This window comes from Paenibacillus sp. Paensp38 (assembly GCF_059491915.1).
The window spans coordinates 1,627,035-1,650,234 of sequence record NZ_CP168516.1 but is presented as its reverse complement, the minus strand read 5'-3'; the positions used below and the strand labels follow the sequence as shown (position 1 = coordinate 1,650,234).

Genomic DNA, 23,200 nt, shown 5'->3' with positions numbered 1-23,200 from the left:
GACTTGTACAATCGTAAAGTTATAGTCATTATCACATTTTCTATGAAACCAAAGTATCGTTATGTTCGATCTTTGCTTTCATGAGAAGTGCGGTTGCCGCCGTGCGGGTGATGCTTTTCATATACTTCCTTCATATTCCGTCTGGCCGTCTGCGCATATACCTGCGTCGTTGACAGATCAGCATGACCCAGCATTTCCTGTACAGAGCGTAAGTCCGCTCCGCCCTCCAGCATATGTACCGCAAAGGAATGCCGCAGCGTGTGGGGCGTGATATCCTCGCTTATGCCTGCTTCCTGGCCGTACTTCTTAATCATTTTCCAGAAGCCCTGTCTACTGAGACGCTGTCCAGATACGTTCAGGAACATGGCATCCTGCTCTACCTGAGCTTCTTCACCCTGCCCGGATCTCAGCAATAATAGACGCTGCTCGTCCATATAGGCTTGTGCCCACTGTGATGCCTCACGGCTGATCGGTACAACACGCTCCTTGCCTGCCTCGCCGCCACAATGCACAAAGCGCAAATCGGTGCGCACGTCACGCACGTTTAAGGCAATCAGCTCTGATACGCGAATGCCCGTCGCATACAGCAACTCCAGCATCGCCTTGTCTCGCACCCCTTGCGGGGCAGTCACATCTGGCGCGGCCAGCAAACGCTCTATCTCATCCTGCGTTAGCACCGAGGGCTTCTTTTTAGTCGCTTTGGGCAGCTCCAGCAGAACAGACGGATCATGGATCGTAATTCCCTCCCGAATAAGAAAATGAAAAAAGGAGCGAATGGAGGCGACGCTACGTGATATTGTCGCCGCAGCCTTTCCCTGTTCCTTCAAATGGCCCAAATACAGTACCAGATGTGACCGTTGGACATTATTCGGCTGCTCAATACCACAGCTTTCTGCGAACTCGACAAACTGCTGTACGTCTCGTTGATACGCTTCCAAAGTGCTGCGCGACAAACCCTTTTCCTCTTCCATAAATTGAACGAAAGGTTGAATGTACATTTTCATGAGTTCCAAAAGTCTCCTTGTTCTGCATACAGCGGTTCAGTCTCAGCGCCTGCTTCTTCGTGTGCTACCTTCATCATTTCATAAGCTCATCAAGACCGATTACTTAGACTATTCACCATACCAGTAAAAGAAACGCAAACGTTCCAACACTGCTATTCGATGCTCGGACCCTTCATTTACTTTTTGTCCGCCAAATACCTTCACTGCATGTCCTTCCGGTATTCGGTAATGATCTACAGGTGTTATCCAATCTGTAAACAGCCTGAGGCTAAAAAAGAACATACATGCCAGCGCCCCGAACAAGATTACCAAACGTAGCCATTTTAGTCCTCTCCGCAACGATAGTACCATGTGGATCAGCCGCCTTTTCCCCAGAATATGGTCCTAATTAGGACTCTCTATGGAAGGGTATGACAAGCTATTCCTTTTTATACCGCTTAATCCCGAACAACAGGCTCCGAACCAAAAAAGCTCTCCCGAACGCATCTTCGTCGGTGAGAGCTTGGGTAGTCAGCTTTTAGTCCTGAGATTTGTTTTTTCTGGATTTGCCCAAAGATTTCTGAGCGGTCGTATCGTTCTTCGCCTTACAACGATAACAAATACCGTGGAAGTCCAAACGATGGTCCACTACGGTAAAGTTATATTCCCGTTCCAAGCGCTCCTCCAATGGTCCAAGCCAATCTTCCAGTATTTCATCTACACTGCCACACTGCACACATATCAAATGGTGATGGTGATGTTTGGTTGTATCGCCGCGCAAATCATAACGCGCAACGCCATCACCAAAATTAATTTTCTCCACGACATGCAGTTCACTTAGCAGTTCTAGGGTACGGTATACGGTTGCCAGACCGATTTCGGGAGCTTTCTCTTTGACGAGCATAAATACATCTTCCGCACTCAGATGATCATCTTCGTTCTCAAGTAAAACTCTGACGGTGGCTTCCCGCTGAGGCGTTAGTTTGTAGCCCTGGGATTGCAGCTGCTGCTTAATTTTTTCGATCCGTGCTTCCATGTGTCTCCCTCCCCCTGCAAAGCTACTGCCTACTGCACTTTTTTCACTCCTATTATTATAGGGGGTCTATACAAATAAAGTCAAACATTTTGAAACGGATCAAGATGACACGGAAGCTGTCAGCATAGGAGTGACCCATTGCATCATAACCGGGGTGATCCAAGTTTCAAAGGACGCGCTACCAATAAGAAGCACGATCATCACAGCAGTCAACCCTGCGTAAGACAGCAACGGACGCAGCATTCCGTCTGACGGCCGGGTAGCGAGTATTTTGGTTTTGATCATATGGATGGAAAAAGTCATCGCAGCCACGCTGCAGACGAGCAGTACCGGAATCACGAGCAGGTTATGGGGAGCAACTGAAACCAAAGAAAATAGCAGTCCTTTCCACGAATATTGCCCCACCAGATAACCTACTGAAAATCCGATTAGCACACCCTTGAGGAAATTCAATACAAGAATACCCGGTAGACCAATAACCGAAAGGCCACACACCCAAATTAGGCCGACCCATTTCAGATGTAAAGATACGCTATCCCAAAAGGTCGAAGCCGCCTGCGAATCAGCGAAGCCCTGTTCGTTTTGATTGACCGTTACAAAAAAATCCTTCAGGTAACGGGACAAATCCTGTAACTGCTCCAGCGAGAGTGCGTTTACCATAAGTGCGCCAAAGACGACTCCCACCAGAAACAGCACAGCCAAGAACACATAATATGGCGTCTGATCCTTTAACGTATGACGAAACCATTGCATCGGCGTCCTGCCCCTTTCATCTGCTTGTTTGTCCAAAAAACAACCGTAATCCGACGGCTGATGGCTAGAAATGGGGCAGCTTTCGCTGCGGATCAAACATCACGAATGATGTGCCAAGCCAGCGGCATAGATAATTTATGGTTATGAACAAGCAGACGCTGATATGCCTTTAGAGGGACAAGACTTTACTAGGACTTAGCTATTTTGCCGTATGTTCCACCACCACCGGATACAAGCGACAGTCGCCCCTCGCGTGAAAGCACAATTTGCTCTGCCAGCACTTTTCCGACGACTGCTGCTAACTCCTCCTGTGTAACCTCATGTAAAATATTCATTTCTGTTCCAAATGCAGCCAATAGCTGGTTCAGCTTGGCTTTGCCCAGACCTGGAATAAATTCCAGTGGAATCTGGTAAATGTACGGCGGACGATGGGAGGGAATCATGGGTTGCTCACGGTCGGCAATGCTCCATATTCGATCCAGCACTCCTCGCACCAGCTTGGTATGACCACAGTCAGGACAGCGTTCATCCGCCATCTGTTGCTCGTCAATAATCGTACCGCAGCTTTGACAGTAAGAGCGATGGTATTTGCCCAGTTTTGGATTTAATCCGTAGTTGGCACGCACCCGTCGTCCTTCCCGCCGCTCCAAAGCCATTCTGAATTCATCAAAACACGGCTTCGCCAGTGATAATTTATTGTATTCTCGTCCGATTTTCCCGAGTGAATGGGCATCTGAATTCGTGAGAAAGCTGAAGCGATCCAGTTCCGAAATTAAACCGGCCATAGACGAATCTGCGCTCAGTCCCAGCTCCACCCCACTAATGAGCTCCATATCCAGCAGTTCCTCCATACGGGCCGCTGAACTGCCGTATATGCCCTTATGAGGAGTAAACACGTGCGCTGGCACCATAATGCCTCCACGTCCGTAAATTTGCTGCTGCAACTCGCGTGGCGGTGCATAGATTCGTTGTGAACTGAGATTAACATTTTTCATATGCCGGGCCAGCCATTGGGTAAAATCCTCCATCACCACCAGATCTGGAAAATAGGCCAGTACGTGCGCCTCAGGACGACCTTCGGCACGTATTTCCAGCTCCGTGCCAAGGAGAATAACCGTATCTCGGTATGCGATACCCCCGCCGCTGATTTCCTTCATTTCACCCGTATGTAAATAGGTACGAATATCCTCCTGTACATTAGGTGCATGGCAGTCAATGATACCGATCAGCCCAATTCCTTTGCGACCGGAGGCTTCCTTAGCTATGTTGGCAAAGGTCAGATCGCGACTGCCACTAATTTTGACCGGATTTCCCTTCTCTGTCCTGCCAATATGAATATGCAAGTCTGCAAAGTAGTCGTTAAGTTCTACTATATTTTCATCCATACGCTTAGAAGCTCCCTGTAAGTTGGCGGAGTTGCCATGCATAGACGGCCAGAATCGTTTTGGCATCACTAATCCGTCCTTCGCGAATGAGCGTCTGTGCTTCTTCCAGCGTCACCTCAAACAGCTCCAGAAATTCATCCTCATCCGGTTCCATCTCACCTAACTCCAGCTCTTCGGCCACATACAGATGAATGATTTCATCCGCAAACCCAGGAGAGGTATAAAAGGAATGCAGCAGCTTCAACGACTTGGCAGTATAACCTGTCTCTTCTCTCAGCTCACGTCCCGCTGCTTCCATCGGGTCTTCACCCCGCTCCAGCTTACCTGCAGGAATTTCCACCTCACAGCGCCCCATCGCCTGTCTGTACTGGTCCACGACCAGCATTTTCCCTTCATGTAGAGCCAAAACAGCCACCGCACCTGGATGCTTTACGATCTCACGCTTTCCAGTGGAGCCGTCGGGAAGCTCTACCGTGTCCACCTGTAATGTAATAACCTTTCCCTCAAAGATAGGCTGTGTGGACACGGTCTTTTCGTCTAGCGCAGGATTCGAATAAGGCTTGCGAGGTGCATCGTTTGTTGAATTGTTCAATTGTCCATTCGTTTGCTCGTTCATCAGTAAGTTTCCTCCTTCATATCTATCTTTCTTTATTAATTATCACCAAAGTTAGTCTAACTTGTCCACTTTGTACATAAGCTGGTGGTAGAATAACAAACTTCCTGTCATGAGGAGATGCAGAAATGAAAAGCTACCGTACTGAAAGCACCCTCCATATCGTTGGTAAAGCTTGGCAGATTCAAGCACTCTTGCGCCAATGGCAAAAGGAACACGGACCTACAGCCACTATCGCTTCGCTAGTTGTTCCAAAAAAGGTTCAGGTCTAAAGACGAAGGAACACTGTTCCTGTCTTTAACCTGAACCTTTTTTCAATATATTGCAAGTGTATGATACAAGTTTATTTTGTGGTTTCTTGAATCAGAGCTACGACAACTTCAGCAACCTTCACCAGGTCATCGGCCTTGATCTTTTCCTCTGTTGTATGGATGTTCTGATAGCCCACAGCCAAATTCACCGTCGGAATTCCAAGCCCGTTGAACACATTTGCATCTGAGCCACCACCGGAATGAAAGGTTGGCGTTGCCAGTCCCAGTCCTTGAATTGCACGTTGTGCAACCTGTACAACTTCATCATGCTCCGTAAAGCTGAATGCCGGATAGATGACTTCACTGCGGAACTCTCCCTGTGCACCAAATTCGCGTGCGGTGGTTTCCAGCGCTTCACGCATATGCTGAATTTGATGATTAACCTTTTCCTGCACAATACTACGTGCCTCTGCACGAATCAACACAAAATCGCATACCACATTCGTCGCGCCGCCGCCCTCAAAACTGCCGATGTTAGCGGTCGTTTCCTTATCAATCCGTCCTAGTTTCATTTTAGAAATTGCTTTAGAAGCGACCTGAATGGCACTAATGCCATCTTCGGGATTTACCCCCGCATGAGCGGACTTCCCAGTAATCTTCATTTCAATACGTGCCTGCGTGGGGGCAGCTATACAAATAGAGCCGACCTCACCATTCGAATCCAAAGCATATCCGAAATCAGAATCTAGCACGTCTGGCTTCATCGCACGTGCCCCCATCAAACCAGATTCCTCGCCAGCCGTAATCACGAACTGGATTTGACCATGGGGAATATTCTGTTCACGCACGACACGAATCGCCTCGAACAAAGCAGCAATTCCCGCCTTGTCGTCAGACCCCAGAATCGTTGAACCGTCACTACGAATCCAGCCATCCTCACCCAACTGCGGCTTAATGCCTTTACCCGGAGTAACGGTATCCATGTGGCAGGTAAAAAATAATTTGGGTGCTTGCTCTACACCTTCCGCTTTCCAGGTGACGATCAGATTGCCTGAACCATGTCCAGTTCTTTCACGAGAATCGTCTTCCATTACTTCCAGCCCGAGAGCATTAAACTTTTCTTTTAGGACGCGTGATATTTCCTGCTCATTTCTCGTTTCGCTATCCACCTGTACGAGTTCCATAAATTCCTGTACGATTCGGTCTTTTACTACTTTTACTGTCATTAAACTTTCCTCTCTTTCCCGATTACGCTACAATACGGATAGATGTTCTTATCTATGACTTAAACCTATCCTAAAGGAGTTACACATGTCGAACAAAAAATGGGTTCGTTTTTTCGTCTACATTATGCTCGCAGCTATGATTGGTTCTACACTGTTCATGGTAATTGAGCCGTTTATTATGCCACTATAATAACTATACCGCTCAAGGTATCCGGCTGCTCTAAGGCATTATGAAGCCTTGAGTGGACGAGCTGTTACGTAAAGCAAACAGGCGGGCTCCCGTGTAAATACACAATAGCCCGCCTTACCTTTATTGGAAAGAATGCGTTTGCCATTGCGCAGCAAATGAAAATTGCTGTTCAAAGTACGGTACAATTTCCTTCGCAATCTGCTCCACCGACGTAGGCTTCTGTATGCAGTCCTCCAATGATGTCACACCGTATTCCTGAATTCCGCACGGGACAATGCCCTCAAAGCCCTCATGCTGTATCCCTGATTTGATGTTAAAGGCAAAGCCATGGCTGGTTACGAAGCCCCGGCGGTGCTTACACTTGTTGAATTTGACACCAATGGCCGCAATTTTAAGATTCCCGATCCATACCCCCGTATATTCAGGCTTACGACTTCCCTCAACCCCATAAGATGCCAACAACCGAATGATCACTTCCTCCAGACTTCGAAGGTATCCATGCAGATTCAGCGCCTCCCGGTTGCCGAGCATAAGTAGAGGATATCCGACAAGCTGCCCCGGCCCATGATATGTAATGTCTCCCCCACGGTCAATCTGAAAGACGCTGATTCCCTGCTCCTTCAGTTGCTCTGGTGTGAGGAGCAAATGCTCAGGATGCCGCTGAGAGCCAATCGTGTAGGTCGGTGGATGCTGGAGAAGCATAAGCGTTTCTCTTGCCTCTCCCGCATCCAGCTTTCCCACAATCTCCTTCTGGACATCCCATGCATGGGCATATTCCATCCTATTCGTATAGGTTACATCAAGCGGTCGTCTGTTCACGGCCTGTCACTTCCTCTCCGTACATTTCCTCAACTGTTCGGATGATTAGTACAGCTTCGTATCCAAAGTGTAGCCTTCAAGATTTTCTTTAACCCGTTGCAAGAATCGTCCACAGATCACTCCATCCAAAATACGATGATCCAGCGACAAGCACAAATTAGCCATTGAGCGAACTGCAATCATATCATCGATAACCACGGGTCTTTTGACAATGGATTCAAAGGTAAGAATTGCAGCCTGCGGATAGTTAATCACCGGATAAGATAAAATGGAACCAAAGGAGCCTGTGTTGTTTACAGTGAACGTTCCGCCTTGCATGTCGTCCAATTTGAGCGTGCCTTCCCGGGTTTTACGTGCCAAATCGTCAATTTCACGAGCTAATCCAGCAATATTTTTCTGATCCGCTTTTTTAATAACAGGGGTAAGAACGGAGTCCTCTGTACCCACGGCTAGCGAAATATTGATGTCTCTTTTGACGATAATTTTATCCACTGCCCAGACCGAATTCATAATCGGATATTCCTTGATTGCATTCACGACTGCTTTCATGAGGAAAGCCAGATACGTAATATTAATTCCTTCTTTTTGCTTAAATTCGTTTTTAATCTTGTTGCGGAGCATCACCAGATTGGTCACATCCACCTCAATCGTCGTCCATGCATGTGGAATTTCCGAAACGCTTTGTCGCATATTGCGAGCAATTGCACTGCGAATGGGTGTAACATCAATAAAATACTCGGATCTGTTATTGTTGCCACCCTCAACTTCGATCACAGGAGCTTTTGGAGCCTCCGTCAAATGAATCCCACTGTTACGAACCGGAATAGCAGGGTCCATATTTTGAATCGGTGTACTGTACTGAGGGGCAGACTGCTGTCTTCCTGCAAAAGGAGAGCCTTGTCCTGTTGCCGTCACAGTCGGCTGTCCAGATGCTCCAGTGGCAGCGGAACTGCCCCGCTGCACATAATTCAGCACGTCTTTGCGGGTAATTCGTCCCCCCATGCCCGTGCCTGGTACTTGGCTTAAGTCCACATTATGCTCAGCAGCCAGGGTTTGCACCGCTGGGGAAAACCGTCCTCTCATGGACTGATCCGATCCAGCACTCTGCTGAGTTTGTGTTTGTACGGTGCTTTGAGATGCTGGTGCAACAGGTGTCGCCCCTGATGCCACTGCAGGTGCAGCCGACTTCGTCTGAATACGGCAAATTAACTCACCTACCGCTACTGTCTGACCTTCCTCTGCCAACAGATCACCCATAATGCCGTCCAATGTGGATGGAATTTCTGCATTCACTTTATCTGTAATAACCTCGCAAATCGGCTCGAATTGCTCTACCGTTTCCCCAGGTTGTTTGAGCCATTTGGCAATTGTCGCCGATACGAGCGATTCTGCCAATTGTGGCATGGTCACGTCGTTCCATTGTGTTTGGTCTGACATTTTTTCAACTCCTTAACATCATAGAAGGGCGCGTTTTACCGCTACCCCACTACACTTTTGGAATGCTTTCGTCCAATCTTCCCTATATTAATACATTGCAAGACGGCGCATGGCTTCCTTCACTTTATCCTTGTTTAACATATAAAACTTCTCCATCGGTGGGCTAATCGGCATGGCTGGCACATCAGGAGCACATAGGCGCTCAATCGGTGCATCCAGCTCGAACAGACATTCCTCATTAATAATAGCCGATACCTCGGCACCGATGCCGCCCGTTTTGTTGTCCTCATGCACGATTAATACCTTACCCGTATGTCGTGCAGCCTCAACAATGGCTTCGCGGTCCAGCGGTTGGAGTGTGCGCAAATCCACAACCTGTGCAGTAATGCCCTCTTCCTTCTCCAATTCCTCAGCAGCCTGCATGACAAAATGCAAAGGCTGGCTATAACCGATGACCGTAATATCGTCACCCTCACGTAATAGATTAGCCTTGCCAATCGGAACGATATAATCATCCTCAGGCACTTCACCCTTGATCAGCTTGTAGGATTTTTTATTTTCAAAAAATAGCACTGGATCAGGGTCACGAATGGCTGCTTTCAGCAATCCTTTTGCGTCATAAGGTGTAAATGGAGCAACAATTTTCAAACCCGGCGTACCAAAAAAGATAGATTCTGGACACTGAGAGTGATACAAACCGCCAAAGATCCCTCCACCGATTGGTGCGCGAATTACAACAGGACAGTTCCAATCGTTGTTAGAGCGGTAGCGGATTTTAGCTGCTTCACTAATAATCTGATTCGTCGCCGGAAGCATGAAGTCCGAATATTGCATTTCAGCAATCGGCTTCATTCCGTACATGGCTGCACCAATCGCTACCCCGGCAATAGCCGACTCAGCCAATGGCGTATCCATGACACGTTGCTCACCGAATTGGTCCATCAGTCCCTTTGTCGTTGTAAAGACACCGCCCTTCACCCCAACATCCTCACCTAATACAAAAACTGTTTCATCCTGCTCCATCTCTTCTTTCATCGCAAGACGAATCGCATCAATATATTCCATAATCGCCATCGTTACAGGCCCTCCCCATCGCTATCTGCATACACATGCAGCAGCGTATCTTCGGGCTTTGGAAAAGGCGCATTATCTGCATATTCAATCGCTTCCTTGATTTCGAGCAGCAGCTCAGCCGACAGATCCGCATCCTTGGCCTCATCCCAAATGCCGCATTCAATCAAGTAGCTTTTCATACGGGCTACGCCATCCTTGGCCCAATTCTCATCCACTTCCTCCTTGGTTCGGTAAGCCAGATCATTATCCGAGGTGGAGTGAGGAGACAGACGGTACATCATGGCTTCGATCAACGTAGGACCTTCACCACGGACAGCACGTTCCCGTGCTTCTTTCACCGCCGCATATACGGCCAACGCATCATTACCATCGACTCGAATCCCTGGGAATCCATATCCCAATGCACGGTCGCTTACCTTGCCTGCCAACTGTTTATGAATCGGAACCGATATCGCATATTGATTGTTCTCGCACATAATGATGACTGGCAGCTTCTGTACACCAGCAAAGTTACAGCCCTCGTGAAAATCTCCCTGATTGCTGGAGCCTTCCCCAAACGTAACAAATGATACAAAATCCTTTTTCTGCATTTTGGCAGCCAAAGCTACACCCACTGCATGCGGAACCTGTGTCGTTACTGGGCTGGAGCCTGTCACAATACGTAGCCGTTTACTACCAAAATGACCTGGCATCTGGCGACCACCGCTATTGGGATCATCTGCCTTAGCAAATGCCGACAGCATCAGTTCGCGCGGCGTCATTCCTACCGCAAGCACGAATCCATAATCCCGATAATAGGGAAGAAAATAGTCCTTTTCCCGGTCAAGGCCGAAAGCTGCACCTACTTGTGCCGCCTCCTGTCCAATGCCAGAAACGTGGAAATTAATTTTCCCTGCCCGTTGCAGGAGCATGTTGCGCTCGTCAAATCTTCTTGCGAGCAACATATATCTGTACATATCAATAACTTGTCCGTGAGTAAGTCCCAGCTGCTCATGTCTGAAGCCAGCGTCTACAGCGCCTTTAGAACTCATTGAGGCACCTCCTTAAGTGTCAAACATCCTACTTCCAGTACCTAGTACCATCTTGTCTTAAAACCTGGTACTAAACTCTGGCTAACCCCATTATAATCCTTTTCTGCCCAAAAAGAAAAGCACCGATTTATTTGAAAGGTCTATATGCCAATCGCCTGTCCATCAACGGCCAACATCGCTTCTCCCAAAATCTCCGACAACGTCGGATGCGGGTGAATAAGCTGTCCGACTTCCCACGGCGTAGCATCCAGCAGTTGCGCAAGAGCGGCCTCGCTGATCAGATCCGTCACATGCGTACCGATCATATGTACACCGAGAATATCATGGGTCTTCTCGTCGGCCACTACTTTGACAAAGCCGTCCCGACTGCCGTATACTAGCGATTTTCCGATAGCTTGAAAAGGGAACTTCCCTGTCTTCACCTGATGTCCACGCTCACGGGCTTCTTGCTCCGTTAAGCCGACGCTCGCGGCTTCAGGCCGTGTATAAATACACCGCGGAATCAGATGGTTAGGTACACTGTGAAACTCTTCGCCCGCCAGATGATGAACCGCCTGCAAACCTTCATGGCTTGCCGCATGCGCCAGTTGTAAGCCGCCGATACAATCTCCAATGGCGTAAATATGTGGCTCATTCGTCTGCAAATGCTCATTAACCGAGATAAAGCCATGCTCTACGCGGATATCCGTATTTTCCAGCCCGATATTTTCCACATTGGCCTGACGCCCTACAGAAATGAGCAATTTGGAAGCGCTGAGGGTTTCGGTTTCTTCCCCTTTTTGCACGTCAATCTGTACGCCTTCCTCATCTTTGCCGTATGTTTTAGCCAGCACTTGTGAACCCGTCAGCACCTTGACACCACGCTTGGTTAACAAGCGCTGCATTTCACGCGAAACGTCTTCGTCTTCCGTGGGGATGAGGCGATTCGCGGCTTCAACCACCGTAACCTCTACGCCAAAATCATTTAGCATGGAAGCCCACTCCACGCCAATCACACCACCGCCCACGATAATCAGGGATGCGGGTAGCTCCTCCATCGTTAACGCTTCGTCACTGCTCAGAATAAATTCGCCATCTGGCTCTAGCCCGGACAGCACACGCGGGCGTGATCCCGTTGCAATAATGAGATGTGCAGGAACAATCGTCTCCATCTCGCCATCTTCTAATTCCACAGCAACTGCCCCGCTTTTTGGAGAAAATATAGACGGCCCAATCACGCGTCCCTTACCGCTCAGCACCGTAATTTTATTTTTACGCATCAAAAATTGAACGCCCTGATGCAACTGCTCCACAACGGCTTCCTTACGCTCCTGAACCTTGGGAAATACAAGCTGTGCTCCCGATGTCTCAATACCGTATTGTGCACTTTCCTTAATTGTCGCATATACTTCCGCACTGCGCAGCAAGGCCTTACTCGGAATGCAACCACGGTGCAGACAGGTTCCGCCAAGCTTGTCCTTTTCGATGATAACCACTTCTTTGCCAAGCTGGGCGGCACGAATAGCTGCTACATACCCCCCGGTTCCTCCACCCAAAATAGCGACATCACAATGTATAGTCATGTTTCTCCTCCATTAACAATTGATTATATATAGCTTATTGTACTCTCTTTATTTCACTGTACAAAATATAGCGTTTAGGCATAGGCTACAAAAAAGTTAACCCTTTAATCCAGATCTCTTTCCATATCATTCATACAGCGCATCTCGTAATTTGGTAGACATCCTTGAACTTTGTGCTGATTTGGCTCGCAGCGCCTTGCGAAATGATTCATTTTGCTTGCGCAGAAAGTTCAGCTCTGTCTCCAGCTCAGTGATGAGTTCTAGAGCTTGCGGGCTGATCAGTCCTTGCTCCAGTAATGCTCCTTTTTTGGCACTATAATCCGTATTTTTTTCGTCCATGCCTTTCACTCTTCCCTTCATTCCACTACGCTTCACCATATCATGCCCGCGGCGGCAGAGCAATGACGACCACATTTACGTTTTAGGAATGGACATACAAAAACATGTCGAAAATCAATATATTTTCTCTAGTCTGTATACGGCTGGTTATGGTAATCTATAATGGCGTTTTCTTTCGGAGAAGAAGATTAACAGTGTTATGTACATGTTAGAGAGAGGGGAATTCGCTTTGCCTACAGGACGAATTACGATTATTACAGGCCCCATGTTCAGTGAAAAATCCGGCGAATTGATTCGCCGCTGTCAAAAACTAATCCAATACGGGCATCGTAAAGTGGTCGCTTACAAACCCGCTGAAGATAATCGTTATGCCGAGGACGAAATAGTAAGCCGGATCGGATATCGGCTGCCCGCTATCTCTATCCCCAGAAAACTCACAGATGAGCTCGTTCAGCGTATTTTGCAAGAAACACAAGATGCCGACGTGGTTGCCTTTGACGAAGTCCAGTTTTTCAGTCGTCATATTATGTCGCTCGTACAAGAGCTAGCTTATTGCGGCAAGCATGTCATTGCCGATGGGCTGAATCTGGATTACCGAGGCAAGGAATTCGGCTATGTCGGTGGTCTGCTCGCCATGGCGGATGACATCGAGAAGCTGACTTCCTTTTGCGCTGTATGTGGCAGCTCGGAAGCAGTATTTACGCAACGTATGGTAAATGGTAAACCTTCCACTGTGGGACCTATTGTGATGATCGGCGACTCTGAGGCTTATGAGCCTCGTTGTCGAAATTGCTTTATACCTCCTCATAAAGTGAACTGCGATTAGTAGACAGATGGATCGACAAACTGCAATATGCCTACGTGAGTATCAGTGACTTTTTTCTTGCATTTTTTTGGAACGATTCGAATCATTCCCCCGTATATCCGGTTAAGCTGTACAAGTTTTTAGTCTTCGTTTGTATATCATGACCATGAGATTATATGGGGGGACGGAATAATGAGTTTCTTTAACAAAATCTTAGCAAGCGCAGGAATCGGTTCAGCTAAAGTCGATACGCTGGTGGATCAAGCCGTATATGTGCCTGGGGAAGAACTTAGTGGCGTCATGCGCATCAAAGGCGGCAAAATTGATCAGGAAATCGGCAAAATTGACATCGAGCTCAAGACTGAATATATCGTGGAGCACGATGATAAAAAAACTACCACCACCTGCTGCATTGCACGAATTAAGGTATCTGACGGCTTTCATCTAGAGCAAGGACAAGAGCTTGAAATTCCTTTTTCCTTCAGATTGCCGTTGGAAACTCCTGTTACTCACGCCAAACAGCCCGTCTGGCTGGAAACAGCATTAGATATTGGCATGGCTTTGGACCCGACCGATCGTGATTCACTCAAAATTGAGCCACATCCCTATATGAATACAGTGTTTGAGGCGGTTCACCTGTTGGGTTTCCGATTCCGCTCCTCCTCATGCGAACGTCACCCCAAGCTTGGACGCAGTGTTCCATTCGTGCAGGAGTTTGAATTTACGCCCGGCTCGGAATATGCACGGGATATCGAGGAACTAGAGTTGGTTATGCAGTTGGAACCCGAGGGTGTGCATGTGCTTGTAGAAGTAGACCGCAGGGGCAGAGGGTTGTCTGGCTGGCTGGAGAGTGCCTTTGATATGGATGAGCGTCATGCCTGGTTGAGCTTAAGCCGGGAAGAGCTATCCTATGGACCAGATCACATAGCAGATGCGCTTGAGGAATTAATTTACAGGCAACTTAGATAACAATGTAGAACATAGGCAAAAAACTCCTAACCAATTACTACATGGGTTGGGAGTTTTTATTAGTTTAAGAATTCTCTTAATGATGGTCCTCAACAGTCTGTATAGACTAAAGTGGCAACATATCTTGTCTTTCCGCCTTATGCTTACACTCTTTGCAGACCCCATACAGCGATCCATTGTCATCCGCATAGAAGGTTAATTTCTCTTCTTTTTTACAAAAGGAACATTTTTGCTTGCCAGTGCCCTGGATTGAGTCAGACAGTCCAAATCCAGTTTGGGCCTGAATACCTGCTGCTTTTGTATTCACGCGTGAACCGGAAGACCCTTTAGACTTAGATTCATTTCCAGTTCGGGATTGTCGAGCAGACTTACGAGGACGAAATTCAACGACATTACTGCCCCGCTGTTCATTCACTTGTTTGTTGCTGCTGCGATTACGCCTTGCTTTAACAATCCAACCCAATGCCACCAACAACACGCCGAAGAACACCCAAGTCAGACTATTCCACATGCTCTCATCCCCGCCTTTGCTTTAGAATCAATTGGGTTAATACCACTAGCCCGTTCAATGCGATGACTTAGCCTATAGTTTTATTCATTAAAATATACCCGTGTGTACAGCCTCTGTGCTGTTCATCCAATGCCTACCCACATAAAAACCGTACCCTCTAATGCAACATTGACTCGCCTCTTAGCAAGAAATTGAGCATGTTAGGTAAATCATCTTCTCCTGAGGAGTACATTGACCGTTTTACAAATTGTACATCATCCTTTTAAAAAACGATAATATCTACTCTAGGGAAATCGTTCTCCTTATCAAAATGCTTATCTACTGCTCAATGGTGAGAACAAGAACAAAAATGCCTCAGATGGCTACATTACTCCCCTTGATAATAAAAATCAATGAATCTTTTCGTCAACGGATTAAACTTATCAAAGCGTTTGCGATGCGGTAAAAAACCTGACTTATGTACTTGTTCTGCTAGTGTTTCTATATGTTCAAATCGCTTGAAAAAAGGCAACGCGAAAGTGTAGATATCTTCAATAATCTCTTGGATCACGCGCTCTCTTTCTGCTTCTGTGGACACAAGGTAATCCCTGTTTCCCGTATATTTCTTAGTCAGAGCAATCAACTCACTCTGAAAACAAGCCCCCGTACTATACTTCTTTTTTATTTTTTTGGATTCCACGATAATATAAACTTTTAATGCACCATATTTAGTCGCACCAAAATAAATTTCAAATATAAATTCCTTGGTGTCTTTTTTCAAAACTTTTCTGCTTTTCAGATACTTAAAATCATTCAAAAATGGTGTGGCTATGATTTTATCTATCGCTAACTGACGTAGGTCACTTGCTTTAAGTTCAGTCTTATTGTCCATGATGTCACTCCAACCCAAAGAATTTCCCACCATTATATCATATCGTTCCAATTACAGGCTCTTCTTATCTCCACTCTTTAATTGCAATGTATTAATAAAAAACAGAAAAAAGCCGCTCACAATAGAGCAGCTATTCCTCTGAGACATAAAAAGCAGTATATGAATTATACTTTGAATTTACCAATTTGTCCTTGCAGATCTTCTGCCATTTTGGACAGGTTTCTTGCAGAGGAAGCAATTTCCTCCATCGATGCCAGTTGTTCTTGAGTCGCAGCAGACACGTGCTGTGTCCCGGCTGCAGCCTCTTCAGCAATTGCTGAAATTTGTCTGACAAAACCAACAATCTCATCAGTACTTGCAGACATTTGTTCTGATCCGGCAGAAACCTCTTCAATTTCACTGGCCACTTTATTTACGGTTTCCTGAATGAGTTCAAAGGATGCGCCTGCATTTTGTACAACTTCACGACCTGTCATGACATCCTTCCCGTTGGACGCTACCGCCTCAATAGCATGGGTAGTATCCTTTTGAATCAATCCCACAAGCTCCGTAATTTGTTGAGCAGAATGAGCCGATTGTTCAGCCAACTTGCGAACTTCGCCTGCAACTACAGCAAATCCACGACCATGTTCTCCTGCACGGGCCGCTTCAATCGCAGCGTTCAAGGCAAGAAGGTTGGTCTGACTAGAAATATTGGTGATAACATCAATGATCTTGCCAATTTCGTCTGAGCGCTCTCCCAATCCAGCCATGAGATCTGCCAATCCATTCATCGAATCATTCACGGCGTTCATCTGCGTAACTGCCTGTTGAATCATCTGGTTACCTTCAGCCGATTTATGGGCCGCATCTTGCGCAGATGCGAATACATTTTGCGCGCGGATGGCGATTTGCTCAACACCGATAGACATTTCCTCAATAGCTTGGGACGATTTCGTCACCATATCTACCTGGTCTCCTGTTCCAGTAGCTACTTCTTGCACCGTTTCGGTTATTTGTGCAGAAGCTTGGCTATTTTGCTCTGCGCTGGCCGTCAATTCTTCTGAGGAAGTGGTTACCAGCTCAGTCGTCTTACTCACAGATTGAATCAGTTCACGAAGGTTCTCAACCATGACATTGAAAGAATGTGCCAACGTACTGATTTCGTCCTTGCCCTTCACAATGATATCTTCACTTGTAAGATCACCCGATGCGATACTTTCAGCAGCACGACTGATTCGCAAGATAGGTTTAGAAATAATTTGGGCTATGATGATTGCCATGATCAATGCTAATATAACGGCTGCAACGCTCAAAACGATGACCAGTTGTCTACCTGAAATAAAGTTGTCAACCGCTTCTTTCGTAGTTTGTTTAGATCCATCTGCATTCAATTTAATGAGCTGACTGATCATATCGTTTGAACTATACCATAACTTATAGGACTCTTGATGAAGGATGCTTGATTGAGTGTAATCATTAGCTTTACCCGCTTCAATCACTTCTGGCAACTTAGCCAAATACTCCGTATAATTTTTGGAGAATTCTTCATACATTTCGCGTTCTTTAGGGGTAGCAATTAATTTTTCGTATGTTTTTCGGCCGTCCTCAACCTTTTTTAGAACCTTATCAAATTCGGCCTGAACCTTCTCCATTTCCTCTGGGTCACGTTCTACAATAATGTTTAATGAAATCCGCTCTACATCAGATACATCACCATTTAGTGTCCCCAGAATGGTCACACTTGGCATCCAATGACTATCGATTGCCATCGAAGTGTCACCTAATTTTTTCATTCTGGAGATAGATACTGTACTAATCACGATCAATAGGATTATTACCGCAAGAAAACCCAATATCAATTTTGTTCGGATGTTAAATTTCATATATTCGCTCCTCAGTTCTCTTTATAATTAGATACTATATCGACAAGAAACGACACATTGTTTATATCAAATTTAAAGAGAATTTCAGAACTGTTTACAAAAGGGAGTTTTCTCCTCGTGATGGTTGGTGCAACTGATTCAGGCTTATTTTATAAACCTCTTGTAGAGCATTATGTTTTATAATTCCCAACAATTGTACCGTCATATATAGCAAGAGAGATGCTGAAAATCTTTATTCACTTATTGCATCAAACTTCTAAATTAAAAAAAAGATACCCAAAAGCGGGTATCCTTTTATGTTTTACTTCCTAGCAATCACCATAAATCGTTCTGAATTTGTCCTTATTCCTATTTCGGTTTGATTGTCCATAATAAATTGCTGGAGTATATGAAAATCAATTTCTTCATCTCCAAAGTTGGGAATAATTGGAGTGTGTTTCAAGAGAAATATTAAGTCTGCAGGAGTCTGATAATATTCGGTTGCATTGAATTCAAATGACTGTATGTCGTTAAAGCCCGCATCACTTAATTCCGTAATATATTTAGCTTTTAATGAGTCTTTCTTAGCCCCCCATGCCTGACCTCTTCCAAACGCTTCTTTAATATTTAATTTGTCGTTTTCGCTTACTTGCTGTGTCAGGAACATACCACCCTTTACTAACACCTTTTCTATTTCTTTTGCATAAAAACATGAGTGTCTAGAAGAGATTACATTAAAGAAGTTCTCAGGAAAATTTAGATTTTCAGCACCCATCTGGAGAAAACGAACATTTGCTATGTCTGATTCAGCAGAATTCTTGGTTGCTGTTTCAATCATTCCGGTGGAATGGTCAATCCCAACTAGAAGTAATGCAGAATCTGCTATTGATAAAATGGCTTCCCCGCCGCCAGTACCGATGTCAAGCAATATGTCCGACTTCTTGCATGTCTTCGCTACTTCATTGTAGAAGTCCCATTTTACGCCTTTGGAGATACATTTCACCTTACTGAAATCCCATCCGTTGATTTTTCCAATCTTATCATAAAACTCTTTATACTCTATTGAATTCATTTACTTTTCACCTTCCAAATAAGGATAAAAGCTACGGGCTAGCAGACCGATATTCAAAATTTTAGTTTGTTTAGTCAAAAGGATAAACTCCCCCCTTGACGGCTGGTACGCGTTTTTTCCAACCCGGAAACTAAATACTTCGAACAATACGGAAAGACATCCGATTCACCTCATTTGAAAGATTGTTTCAATTATATTTCTAATAGAACTTGTCGATCAAGCATATTCTTCGCACCAACACCATTGTACGTCCACTAGAATAAAAGCTGAGACGCTCACCATGCCATTATCTTTAATGAAGGAGCCGTACAACAGTACTTAAAGGGCGAAAGCTAATACAAGCAAAGCCCATGGCAGACTATTGGCAGCGGTACGATTGATTAGACAGAATATAAGGTTGGCAATGCAGAAATAGGCTTCAGAGTAGCGGTCTTTATAACGCATCCAGCTTTTTATCTTGTTAACTGATCTGAAGGAAAAATAAACATACTTCTCCTTCTTATTCTTAGCATTCTTCACAAATATACTTTTGTGCTTGAAATCAAAGGATTCTGGCTGTAGACTCAGGCATTCACCTTTTCTCATCCCCTTACCAAGCAGTAAACAGGTAATTGCATAGTTTCGAATACCCATGAAAAGTAGCCGCATCAAATTGACCCAACACCTTTTTGATTTGTTCTGTTGTTAAAGTCTTATTTACCTTACGTTATACTTTCGGGTTCTCAATGCTTCAACCGGATTTTTTGGTATTTCAAGTTCCTCTTCGTAGAGATAATTGAAGAACACCTTTATATTCCGAATATAGTTTGCAATTGTGGTTGTGGAAATGTTCTTCTTGAGGTCTGAATATTTCTCTAGGTGCTTCTTCTCCTAGTCTCCACCTATTGACTACTGTATACTTCCAAGGTTCCTGCAAATATTTAATGTACTGCCGGAAGTGTCAAGACTGAACTTTCTTCACGTATTCAATCTGATACTGATCTTGTAAATGCTTACCGAACAACTTTATGGTCAGTTTCGTAACTACTAAAGTTTTACGTGCAATATTCTTAGACGAACAGTAAAGCATAAAACTATACAGTTGAAATTCAAAATCTTCCATAAAAAAATACCGCTGATCTATTGGTCACGGATGACCCAATAAATCAGCGGTATTGGCTGAATTGTTATGCTTCACCTTATTCTCAATCTGTAGTTTATCTGCCACCACTGCGATGAACTTTCGATTCCTGAGGTGAGCGTCTCAATTCGGAATATACCCTGCTATGCCTTCAAAAGAATAACCGGATCCTCCATTACCAAGCTCGTTAAAATCAGTGGTATAGAAGTGATCTGTACCGTTATAGTATCTATATAACGGTGATGTGTCTGGTTGCTGTTGCGGGAAAATGTAACCTTGTATGCCTTCAAGGCTATAACCATTCATGCCATTGCCAAGCTCATCAAAATTAATGGTATAAAAGTGATCTGTACCATTATAGTATCTATATAACGGTGATGTATCTGGTTGCTGTTGCGAGAAAATGTAACCTTGTATGCCTTCAAGTCTATATCCACTCATACCGTTGCCAAGCTCATCAAAATTAGTGGTATAGAAATGGTCAACGTTGTTGTAGTAACGATACAGCGGAACGGTTCCGTCGGCTGCACTTACAGAACTAAATGTGGAGAACATTGCAAACATAAACAATAAAATTACGGCGATTCTTTTTTTCACAACAACCAAGCCTCCTATGGGCAAAGTATTTAAGCTGGCCAGCTACCATTCTAGTATTGCATTTATCTAATCCATATACAATAGTAAAAAGGTACTAATATGTTTTTTTGAAATTTTTATCCAATGTTTGAATTTATATATTATTTTTTTAATATTTCATTTCGTTTTGTTCACCACTTCCGACCAAAATTGTTTAGTACTTATTGGATTACAAGCTTTTACTCGTCCTGTCTCAAGTAGATACTTGATATGGTGACGGGGAATTTCAAAATCGTTTATAAAAAATACCGCTCCTTTACTGGTCTTTGGAAGAACCAATAAAAAGGCGGTATCAGTTGTCTACTATTCAGAAGTTAATCGGTATCGGGACGACTGTTATGGAGATTCGTAGCCGTCCCTACAATTATCATTCATAAATGTCAAAACCCAAGAATTCCTTGCTTTATCAATCATTCTGATCCTTTCAGGACACCTTGTTCTCAATTCTCAGCTTATCTGCCACCATCGCTATGAACTCACTATTGGTTGGTTTGGACTTACTGATATTAATGGTGTAACCGAACAGGTGTGAAATACTGTCGATATTTCCGCGGGTCCATGCTACCTCGATAGCATGACGAATGGCGCGTTCTACGCGAGATGCCGTCGTTTTGAACTTTTCGGCAATTGCCGGATATAATGTTTTGGTGATGGCTCCTAAAATTTCGATATTATTGTACACCATCGTAATGGCTTCACGTAAATATTGATAGCCCTTGATGTGAGCTGGTACACCAATTTCATGTATGATGGCCGTGATACTGGCATCCAGGTTTTTCGTCTTACCCATAGGTACAACGTTGGACCGCATGGATGAAATGGTCACCGGACTGCTGTTAACTAACTGAGGTCCCACCAATTGGCGAACACGGTTAGCCAGCACTTCCATGTCAAACGGCTTCAAAATATAATAAGACGCCCCGAGCTGTACGGCCCTCTGTGTAATATTTTCTTGTCCGAATGCAGTCAGCATAATGATTTTCGGCTGTGGAGTTAGGTTCATTTCTCTCAAACGCTCCAATACACCGAGACCATCCAGATGAGGCATAATAATATCCAAAATAAGTACATCAGGTATGTTGCGGGATTCTGCGATGCGTTGGAGCACTTCTTCGCCGTTATAGGCGATTCCTGTAACTTCCATATCCTCCTGATCGGAAATATATTCAGCAAGCAAATTCGTAAATTCCCGGTTATCATCTGCCAACAATACCTCAATTTTTTGCAATGTACTTCCTCCTCATTGAGTGATATTCCATTGTGATATCTGTTTACAGTATATAAATATTTCTTGTCGGAGTATATGATTTCGACATCGAATTATGAATTCCTTCTGTCGAAAATTATTTTTATTTATTTTTTTTATAGTTTCTATTATAATTGATTGTTTATCTTGCAATTATGAGCTATTCCCCTGCTTTTCGACAAAAAAATCTTAAGGCCACTAGCTCGCCTTAAGATTAGAAGATGATTTTAAGCTTACGTTATTCTGCATGATTCCTGCATCGCGCAGCATCCATTCGATAAAACAACCGTAACCTGATTTAGGATCATTCACAAATACATGTGTTACAGCCCCGATAAGCTTACCATTTTGGATGATCGGACTACCGCTCATTCCTTGCACGATTCCCCCGGTCTTATCCAACAGCTTTGGATCTACAATACGAATCACAAGTCCTTTGGTTGCCGGTTTGTCCTGCTGAGAAATGTGTACAATTTCCGCCTGAAACCGCTGAATTTGTTGACCTTCCAGTACAGTCAAAATTTCTGCAGGTCCTTCCTTTACTTCATTCGCAAGAGCCACCGGAATAGGAGTCGAATACAATCCATATTGCGGCTCATCTGACATTTTCCCAAAGATTCCGAAATTCGTATTTCGTTCAATATTTCCTAATACCCGATGATCTTTGAGAAAATGAGCGCGTTTTTCTCCTGGTTCCCCACTTTGGCTTTTCGCAATTGATGTCACATTGGACTGCACAATCTCTCCGCTTCCCACGACAATAGGGGTTTGGGTATTCATATCGGTAATTACGTGGCCCAAGGCCCCGTATACACCTTGGTCTGGTGCGTAAAACGTTAATGTACCTACACCTGCAGCCGAGTCCCTAATATACAACCCAAGCCGCCATGCTTTATCATCCTGATCATATGCTGGTGTTAACTTGGTGGAAATGGTCTGCTCACCTCGACAAAGCGTAATGTCGAGCGCCTTTTTATTCTTACCTGCTTCGTCTACTACTTCAGCAACCCTTGCCAGGCTATTGAGTGGTTTGCCGTTCATGTGTGTAATCCGATCCCCTAGGCGAATCCCCGCTGTTTCACCAGGTGATACCTTACGATCATTACTTTCCTGAATGATATGGTGACCGACGACAAGCACTCCTGAAGATTTTACTTTAACCCCAATCGTCTGCCCTCCCGGGTATACTTTTAAATCGGGAATTACACTTTCTTGGGTTGTCCTCACGCTTTTAGAACCGAACAAATCCAAAGAAGCTTGTGGAGGCAGCGCTGCTTGCACATGCTGAGCGTTACCGATAGAACACATAAGAAAAACAAGCAAAAGACCGAGCAATTTGATCCTGGAGTAAAAATTCAATGGCTGTCACGCTCCCTTTGCTTCTTTCGCTTGACGAGTAAAGGTGGTCGCCAATTGCGTACCTATAA

General features: G+C 44.9%; 25 protein-coding genes. 4 read left to right on the top strand and 21 right to left on the bottom strand.

Features of this window, described 5'->3' with window-relative positions; all coding sequences use genetic code 11:
• Window positions 1–59: 59 nt before the first annotated feature.
• The 6 genes from xerD to ACEN8J_RS07475 all read right to left on the bottom strand — a co-directional run bounded on the left by xerD (window position 60) and on the right by ACEN8J_RS07475 (window position 4,773).
• Window positions 60–1,004, bottom strand: a complete 945-nt coding sequence (gene xerD / locus ACEN8J_RS07500) for a site-specific tyrosine recombinase XerD (RefSeq protein WP_495594387.1) — start codon at window positions 1,002–1,004, stop codon at window positions 60–62.
• A gap of 108 nt (window positions 1,005–1,112) precedes the next feature.
• On the bottom strand, window positions 1,113–1,355 hold the full coding sequence (locus ACEN8J_RS07495; protein WP_029517289.1) for a YqzK family protein: 243 nt from the start codon (window positions 1,353–1,355) through the stop codon (window positions 1,113–1,115).
• Window positions 1,356–1,521: 166 nt separating this feature from the next.
• Entirely contained in the window at window positions 1,522–2,019 is a 498-nt protein-coding gene (fur, locus tag ACEN8J_RS07490) for a ferric iron uptake transcriptional regulator (protein WP_013310789.1), read from the bottom strand.
• 99 nt (window positions 2,020–2,118) lie between these two features.
• The gene (gene spoIIM / locus ACEN8J_RS07485) at window positions 2,119–2,772 is read right to left on the bottom strand and encodes a stage II sporulation protein M (RefSeq protein ID WP_029517288.1); all 654 of its coding nucleotides are present in this window, start codon (window positions 2,770–2,772) and stop codon (window positions 2,119–2,121) included.
• Window positions 2,773–2,960: 188 nt separating this feature from the next.
• Window positions 2,961–4,157, bottom strand: coding sequence for an endonuclease Q family protein (locus ACEN8J_RS07480; RefSeq protein WP_495594386.1), 1,197 nt, complete (start codon window positions 4,155–4,157; stop codon window positions 2,961–2,963).
• 4 nt (window positions 4,158–4,161) lie between these two features.
• Window positions 4,162–4,773, bottom strand: a complete 612-nt coding sequence (locus tag ACEN8J_RS07475) for an NUDIX domain-containing protein (RefSeq protein WP_029517286.1) — start codon at window positions 4,771–4,773, stop codon at window positions 4,162–4,164.
• A 125-nt stretch (window positions 4,774–4,898) separates the two neighbouring features.
• Between ACEN8J_RS07475 and mciZ the strand changes: the two genes are divergently transcribed.
• Complete coding sequence (gene mciZ, locus ACEN8J_RS07470) at window positions 4,899–5,042, top strand: Z-ring formation inhibitor MciZ (RefSeq protein ID WP_080658620.1); 144 nt, start codon at window positions 4,899–4,901, stop codon at window positions 5,040–5,042.
• Between the two features lie 71 nt (window positions 5,043–5,113).
• On the opposite strand, the gene ACEN8J_RS07465 is transcribed toward mciZ, so the two are convergent.
• Window positions 5,114–6,247 carry a tripeptidase T gene (locus ACEN8J_RS07465; RefSeq protein WP_029517285.1) on the bottom strand — a complete coding sequence of 378 codons (1,134 nt, stop codon included), beginning with the start codon at window positions 6,245–6,247 and terminating at the stop codon, window positions 5,114–5,116.
• A gap of 85 nt (window positions 6,248–6,332) precedes the next feature.
• Here ACEN8J_RS07465 and prli42 point away from each other — a divergent pair, with 85 nt between their 5' ends.
• Window positions 6,333–6,437, top strand: a complete 105-nt coding sequence (gene prli42, locus ACEN8J_RS07460; RefSeq protein WP_023989226.1) for a stressosome-associated protein Prli42 — start codon at window positions 6,333–6,335, stop codon at window positions 6,435–6,437.
• 120 nt (window positions 6,438–6,557) lie between these two features.
• Here prli42 and lipB read toward each other — a convergent pair whose 3' ends face one another.
• The 6 genes from lipB to ACEN8J_RS07430 all read right to left on the bottom strand — a co-directional run bounded on the left by lipB (window position 6,558) and on the right by ACEN8J_RS07430 (window position 12,720).
• Complete coding sequence (lipB, locus tag ACEN8J_RS07455) at window positions 6,558–7,256, bottom strand: lipoyl(octanoyl) transferase LipB (protein WP_029517284.1); 699 nt, start codon at window positions 7,254–7,256, stop codon at window positions 6,558–6,560.
• Between the two features lie 45 nt (window positions 7,257–7,301).
• Window positions 7,302–8,693, bottom strand: coding sequence for a dihydrolipoamide acetyltransferase family protein (locus ACEN8J_RS07450; protein WP_340932510.1), 1,392 nt, complete (start codon window positions 8,691–8,693; stop codon window positions 7,302–7,304).
• Between the two features lie 87 nt (window positions 8,694–8,780).
• Window positions 8,781–9,767, bottom strand: coding sequence for an alpha-ketoacid dehydrogenase subunit beta (locus tag ACEN8J_RS07445; protein ID WP_029517282.1), 987 nt, complete (start codon window positions 9,765–9,767; stop codon window positions 8,781–8,783).
• A gap of 2 nt (window positions 9,768–9,769) precedes the next feature.
• The gene (locus tag ACEN8J_RS07440) at window positions 9,770–10,798 is read right to left on the bottom strand and encodes a thiamine pyrophosphate-dependent dehydrogenase E1 component subunit alpha (RefSeq protein WP_029517281.1); all 1,029 of its coding nucleotides are present in this window, start codon (window positions 10,796–10,798) and stop codon (window positions 9,770–9,772) included.
• A gap of 140 nt (window positions 10,799–10,938) precedes the next feature.
• Entirely contained in the window at window positions 10,939–12,360 is a 1,422-nt protein-coding gene (lpdA, locus tag ACEN8J_RS07435; RefSeq protein ID WP_069012719.1) for a dihydrolipoyl dehydrogenase, read from the bottom strand.
• 126 nt (window positions 12,361–12,486) lie between these two features.
• Window positions 12,487–12,720, bottom strand: coding sequence for a hypothetical protein (locus ACEN8J_RS07430; RefSeq protein ID WP_069289844.1), 234 nt, complete (start codon window positions 12,718–12,720; stop codon window positions 12,487–12,489).
• 208 nt (window positions 12,721–12,928) lie between these two features.
• Between ACEN8J_RS07430 and ACEN8J_RS07425 the strand changes: the two genes are divergently transcribed.
• Window positions 12,929–13,525 (top strand): thymidine kinase, encoded by a 597-nt coding sequence (locus tag ACEN8J_RS07425; RefSeq protein WP_029517279.1) that lies wholly within the window; start codon window positions 12,929–12,931, stop codon window positions 13,523–13,525.
• A 171-nt stretch (window positions 13,526–13,696) separates the two neighbouring features.
• Complete coding sequence (locus ACEN8J_RS07420; RefSeq protein WP_495594385.1) at window positions 13,697–14,473, top strand: sporulation protein; 777 nt, start codon at window positions 13,697–13,699, stop codon at window positions 14,471–14,473.
• Window positions 14,474–14,579: 106 nt separating this feature from the next.
• On the opposite strand, the gene ACEN8J_RS07415 is transcribed toward ACEN8J_RS07420, so the two are convergent.
• The 8 genes from ACEN8J_RS07415 to spoIVB form a co-directional block, all read right to left on the bottom strand.
• Window positions 14,580–14,984, bottom strand: coding sequence for a hypothetical protein (locus tag ACEN8J_RS07415; RefSeq protein WP_069012721.1), 405 nt, complete (start codon window positions 14,982–14,984; stop codon window positions 14,580–14,582).
• A gap of 367 nt (window positions 14,985–15,351) precedes the next feature.
• On the bottom strand, window positions 15,352–15,855 hold the full coding sequence (locus ACEN8J_RS07410; RefSeq protein WP_495594384.1) for a hypothetical protein: 504 nt from the start codon (window positions 15,853–15,855) through the stop codon (window positions 15,352–15,354).
• Between the two features lie 164 nt (window positions 15,856–16,019).
• A complete protein-coding gene (locus ACEN8J_RS07405) occupies window positions 16,020–17,720 on the bottom strand; it encodes a methyl-accepting chemotaxis protein (protein ID WP_495594383.1) in 1,701 nt (566 codons plus the stop codon).
• A gap of 301 nt (window positions 17,721–18,021) precedes the next feature.
• Window positions 18,022–18,771: a class I SAM-dependent methyltransferase gene (locus tag ACEN8J_RS07400; RefSeq protein ID WP_495594382.1), complete on the bottom strand. Its 750-nt coding sequence runs from the start codon at window positions 18,769–18,771 to the stop codon at window positions 18,022–18,024.
• A gap of 318 nt (window positions 18,772–19,089) precedes the next feature.
• Window positions 19,090–19,404, bottom strand: a complete 315-nt coding sequence (locus tag ACEN8J_RS07395) for a tyrosine-type recombinase/integrase (RefSeq protein ID WP_161626998.1) — start codon at window positions 19,402–19,404, stop codon at window positions 19,090–19,092.
• Window positions 19,405–20,014: 610 nt separating this feature from the next.
• Window positions 20,015–20,488 carry a hypothetical protein gene (locus ACEN8J_RS07390; protein ID WP_029517272.1) on the bottom strand — a complete coding sequence of 158 codons (474 nt, stop codon included), beginning with the start codon at window positions 20,486–20,488 and terminating at the stop codon, window positions 20,015–20,017.
• Between the two features lie 463 nt (window positions 20,489–20,951).
• Window positions 20,952–21,755: a sporulation transcription factor Spo0A gene (spo0A, locus tag ACEN8J_RS07385; RefSeq protein WP_029517271.1), complete on the bottom strand. Its 804-nt coding sequence runs from the start codon at window positions 21,753–21,755 to the stop codon at window positions 20,952–20,954.
• 216 nt (window positions 21,756–21,971) lie between these two features.
• The gene (spoIVB, locus tag ACEN8J_RS07380) at window positions 21,972–23,132 is read right to left on the bottom strand and encodes a SpoIVB peptidase (protein WP_069012724.1); all 1,161 of its coding nucleotides are present in this window, start codon (window positions 23,130–23,132) and stop codon (window positions 21,972–21,974) included.
• Window positions 23,133–23,200 lie beyond the last annotated feature (68 nt).

What these genes read in the sequence shown, in the direction of transcription:
- xerD (WP_495594387.1), bottom strand. Translation starts at nt 1,004, where the DNA reads ATGAAAATGTACATTCAACCTTTCGTTCAATTTATGGAAGAGGAAAAG.
- ACEN8J_RS07495 (WP_029517289.1), bottom strand. Translation starts at nt 1,355, where the DNA reads ATGGTACTATCGTTGCGGAGAGGACTAAAATGGCTACGTTTGGTAATC.
- fur (WP_013310789.1), bottom strand. Translation starts at nt 2,019, where the DNA reads ATGGAAGCACGGATCGAAAAAATTAAGCAGCAGCTGCAATCCCAGGGC.
- spoIIM (WP_029517288.1), bottom strand. Translation starts at nt 2,772, where the DNA reads ATGCAATGGTTTCGTCATACGTTAAAGGATCAGACGCCATATTATGTG.
- ACEN8J_RS07480 (WP_495594386.1), bottom strand. Translation starts at nt 4,157, where the DNA reads ATGGATGAAAATATAGTAGAACTTAACGACTACTTTGCAGACTTGCAT.
- ACEN8J_RS07475 (WP_029517286.1), bottom strand. Translation starts at nt 4,773, where the DNA reads ATGAACGAGCAAACGAATGGACAATTGAACAATTCAACAAACGATGCA.
- mciZ (WP_080658620.1), top strand. Translation starts at nt 4,899, where the DNA reads ATGAAAAGCTACCGTACTGAAAGCACCCTCCATATCGTTGGTAAAGCT.
- ACEN8J_RS07465 (WP_029517285.1), bottom strand. Translation starts at nt 6,247, where the DNA reads ATGACAGTAAAAGTAGTAAAAGACCGAATCGTACAGGAATTTATGGAA.
- prli42 (WP_023989226.1), top strand. Translation starts at nt 6,333, where the DNA reads ATGTCGAACAAAAAATGGGTTCGTTTTTTCGTCTACATTATGCTCGCA.
- ACEN8J_RS07450 (WP_340932510.1), bottom strand. Translation starts at nt 8,693, where the DNA reads ATGTCAGACCAAACACAATGGAACGACGTGACCATGCCACAATTGGCA.
- ACEN8J_RS07445 (WP_029517282.1), bottom strand. Translation starts at nt 9,767, where the DNA reads ATGGCGATTATGGAATATATTGATGCGATTCGTCTTGCGATGAAAGAA.
- ACEN8J_RS07440 (WP_029517281.1), bottom strand. Translation starts at nt 10,798, where the DNA reads ATGAGTTCTAAAGGCGCTGTAGACGCTGGCTTCAGACATGAGCAGCTG.
- lpdA (WP_069012719.1), bottom strand. Translation starts at nt 12,360, where the DNA reads ATGACTATACATTGTGATGTCGCTATTTTGGGTGGAGGAACCGGGGGG.
- ACEN8J_RS07430 (WP_069289844.1), bottom strand. Translation starts at nt 12,720, where the DNA reads ATGAAGGGAAGAGTGAAAGGCATGGACGAAAAAAATACGGATTATAGT.
- ACEN8J_RS07420 (WP_495594385.1), top strand. Translation starts at nt 13,697, where the DNA reads ATGAGTTTCTTTAACAAAATCTTAGCAAGCGCAGGAATCGGTTCAGCT.
- ACEN8J_RS07415 (WP_069012721.1), bottom strand. Translation starts at nt 14,984, where the DNA reads ATGTGGAATAGTCTGACTTGGGTGTTCTTCGGCGTGTTGTTGGTGGCA.
- ACEN8J_RS07410 (WP_495594384.1), bottom strand. Translation starts at nt 15,855, where the DNA reads ATGGACAATAAGACTGAACTTAAAGCAAGTGACCTACGTCAGTTAGCG.
- ACEN8J_RS07405 (WP_495594383.1), bottom strand. Translation starts at nt 17,720, where the DNA reads ATGAAATTTAACATCCGAACAAAATTGATATTGGGTTTTCTTGCGGTA.
- ACEN8J_RS07400 (WP_495594382.1), bottom strand. Translation starts at nt 18,771, where the DNA reads ATGAATTCAATAGAGTATAAAGAGTTTTATGATAAGATTGGAAAAATC.
- ACEN8J_RS07395 (WP_161626998.1), bottom strand. Translation starts at nt 19,404, where the DNA reads ATGGGTATTCGAAACTATGCAATTACCTGTTTACTGCTTGGTAAGGGG.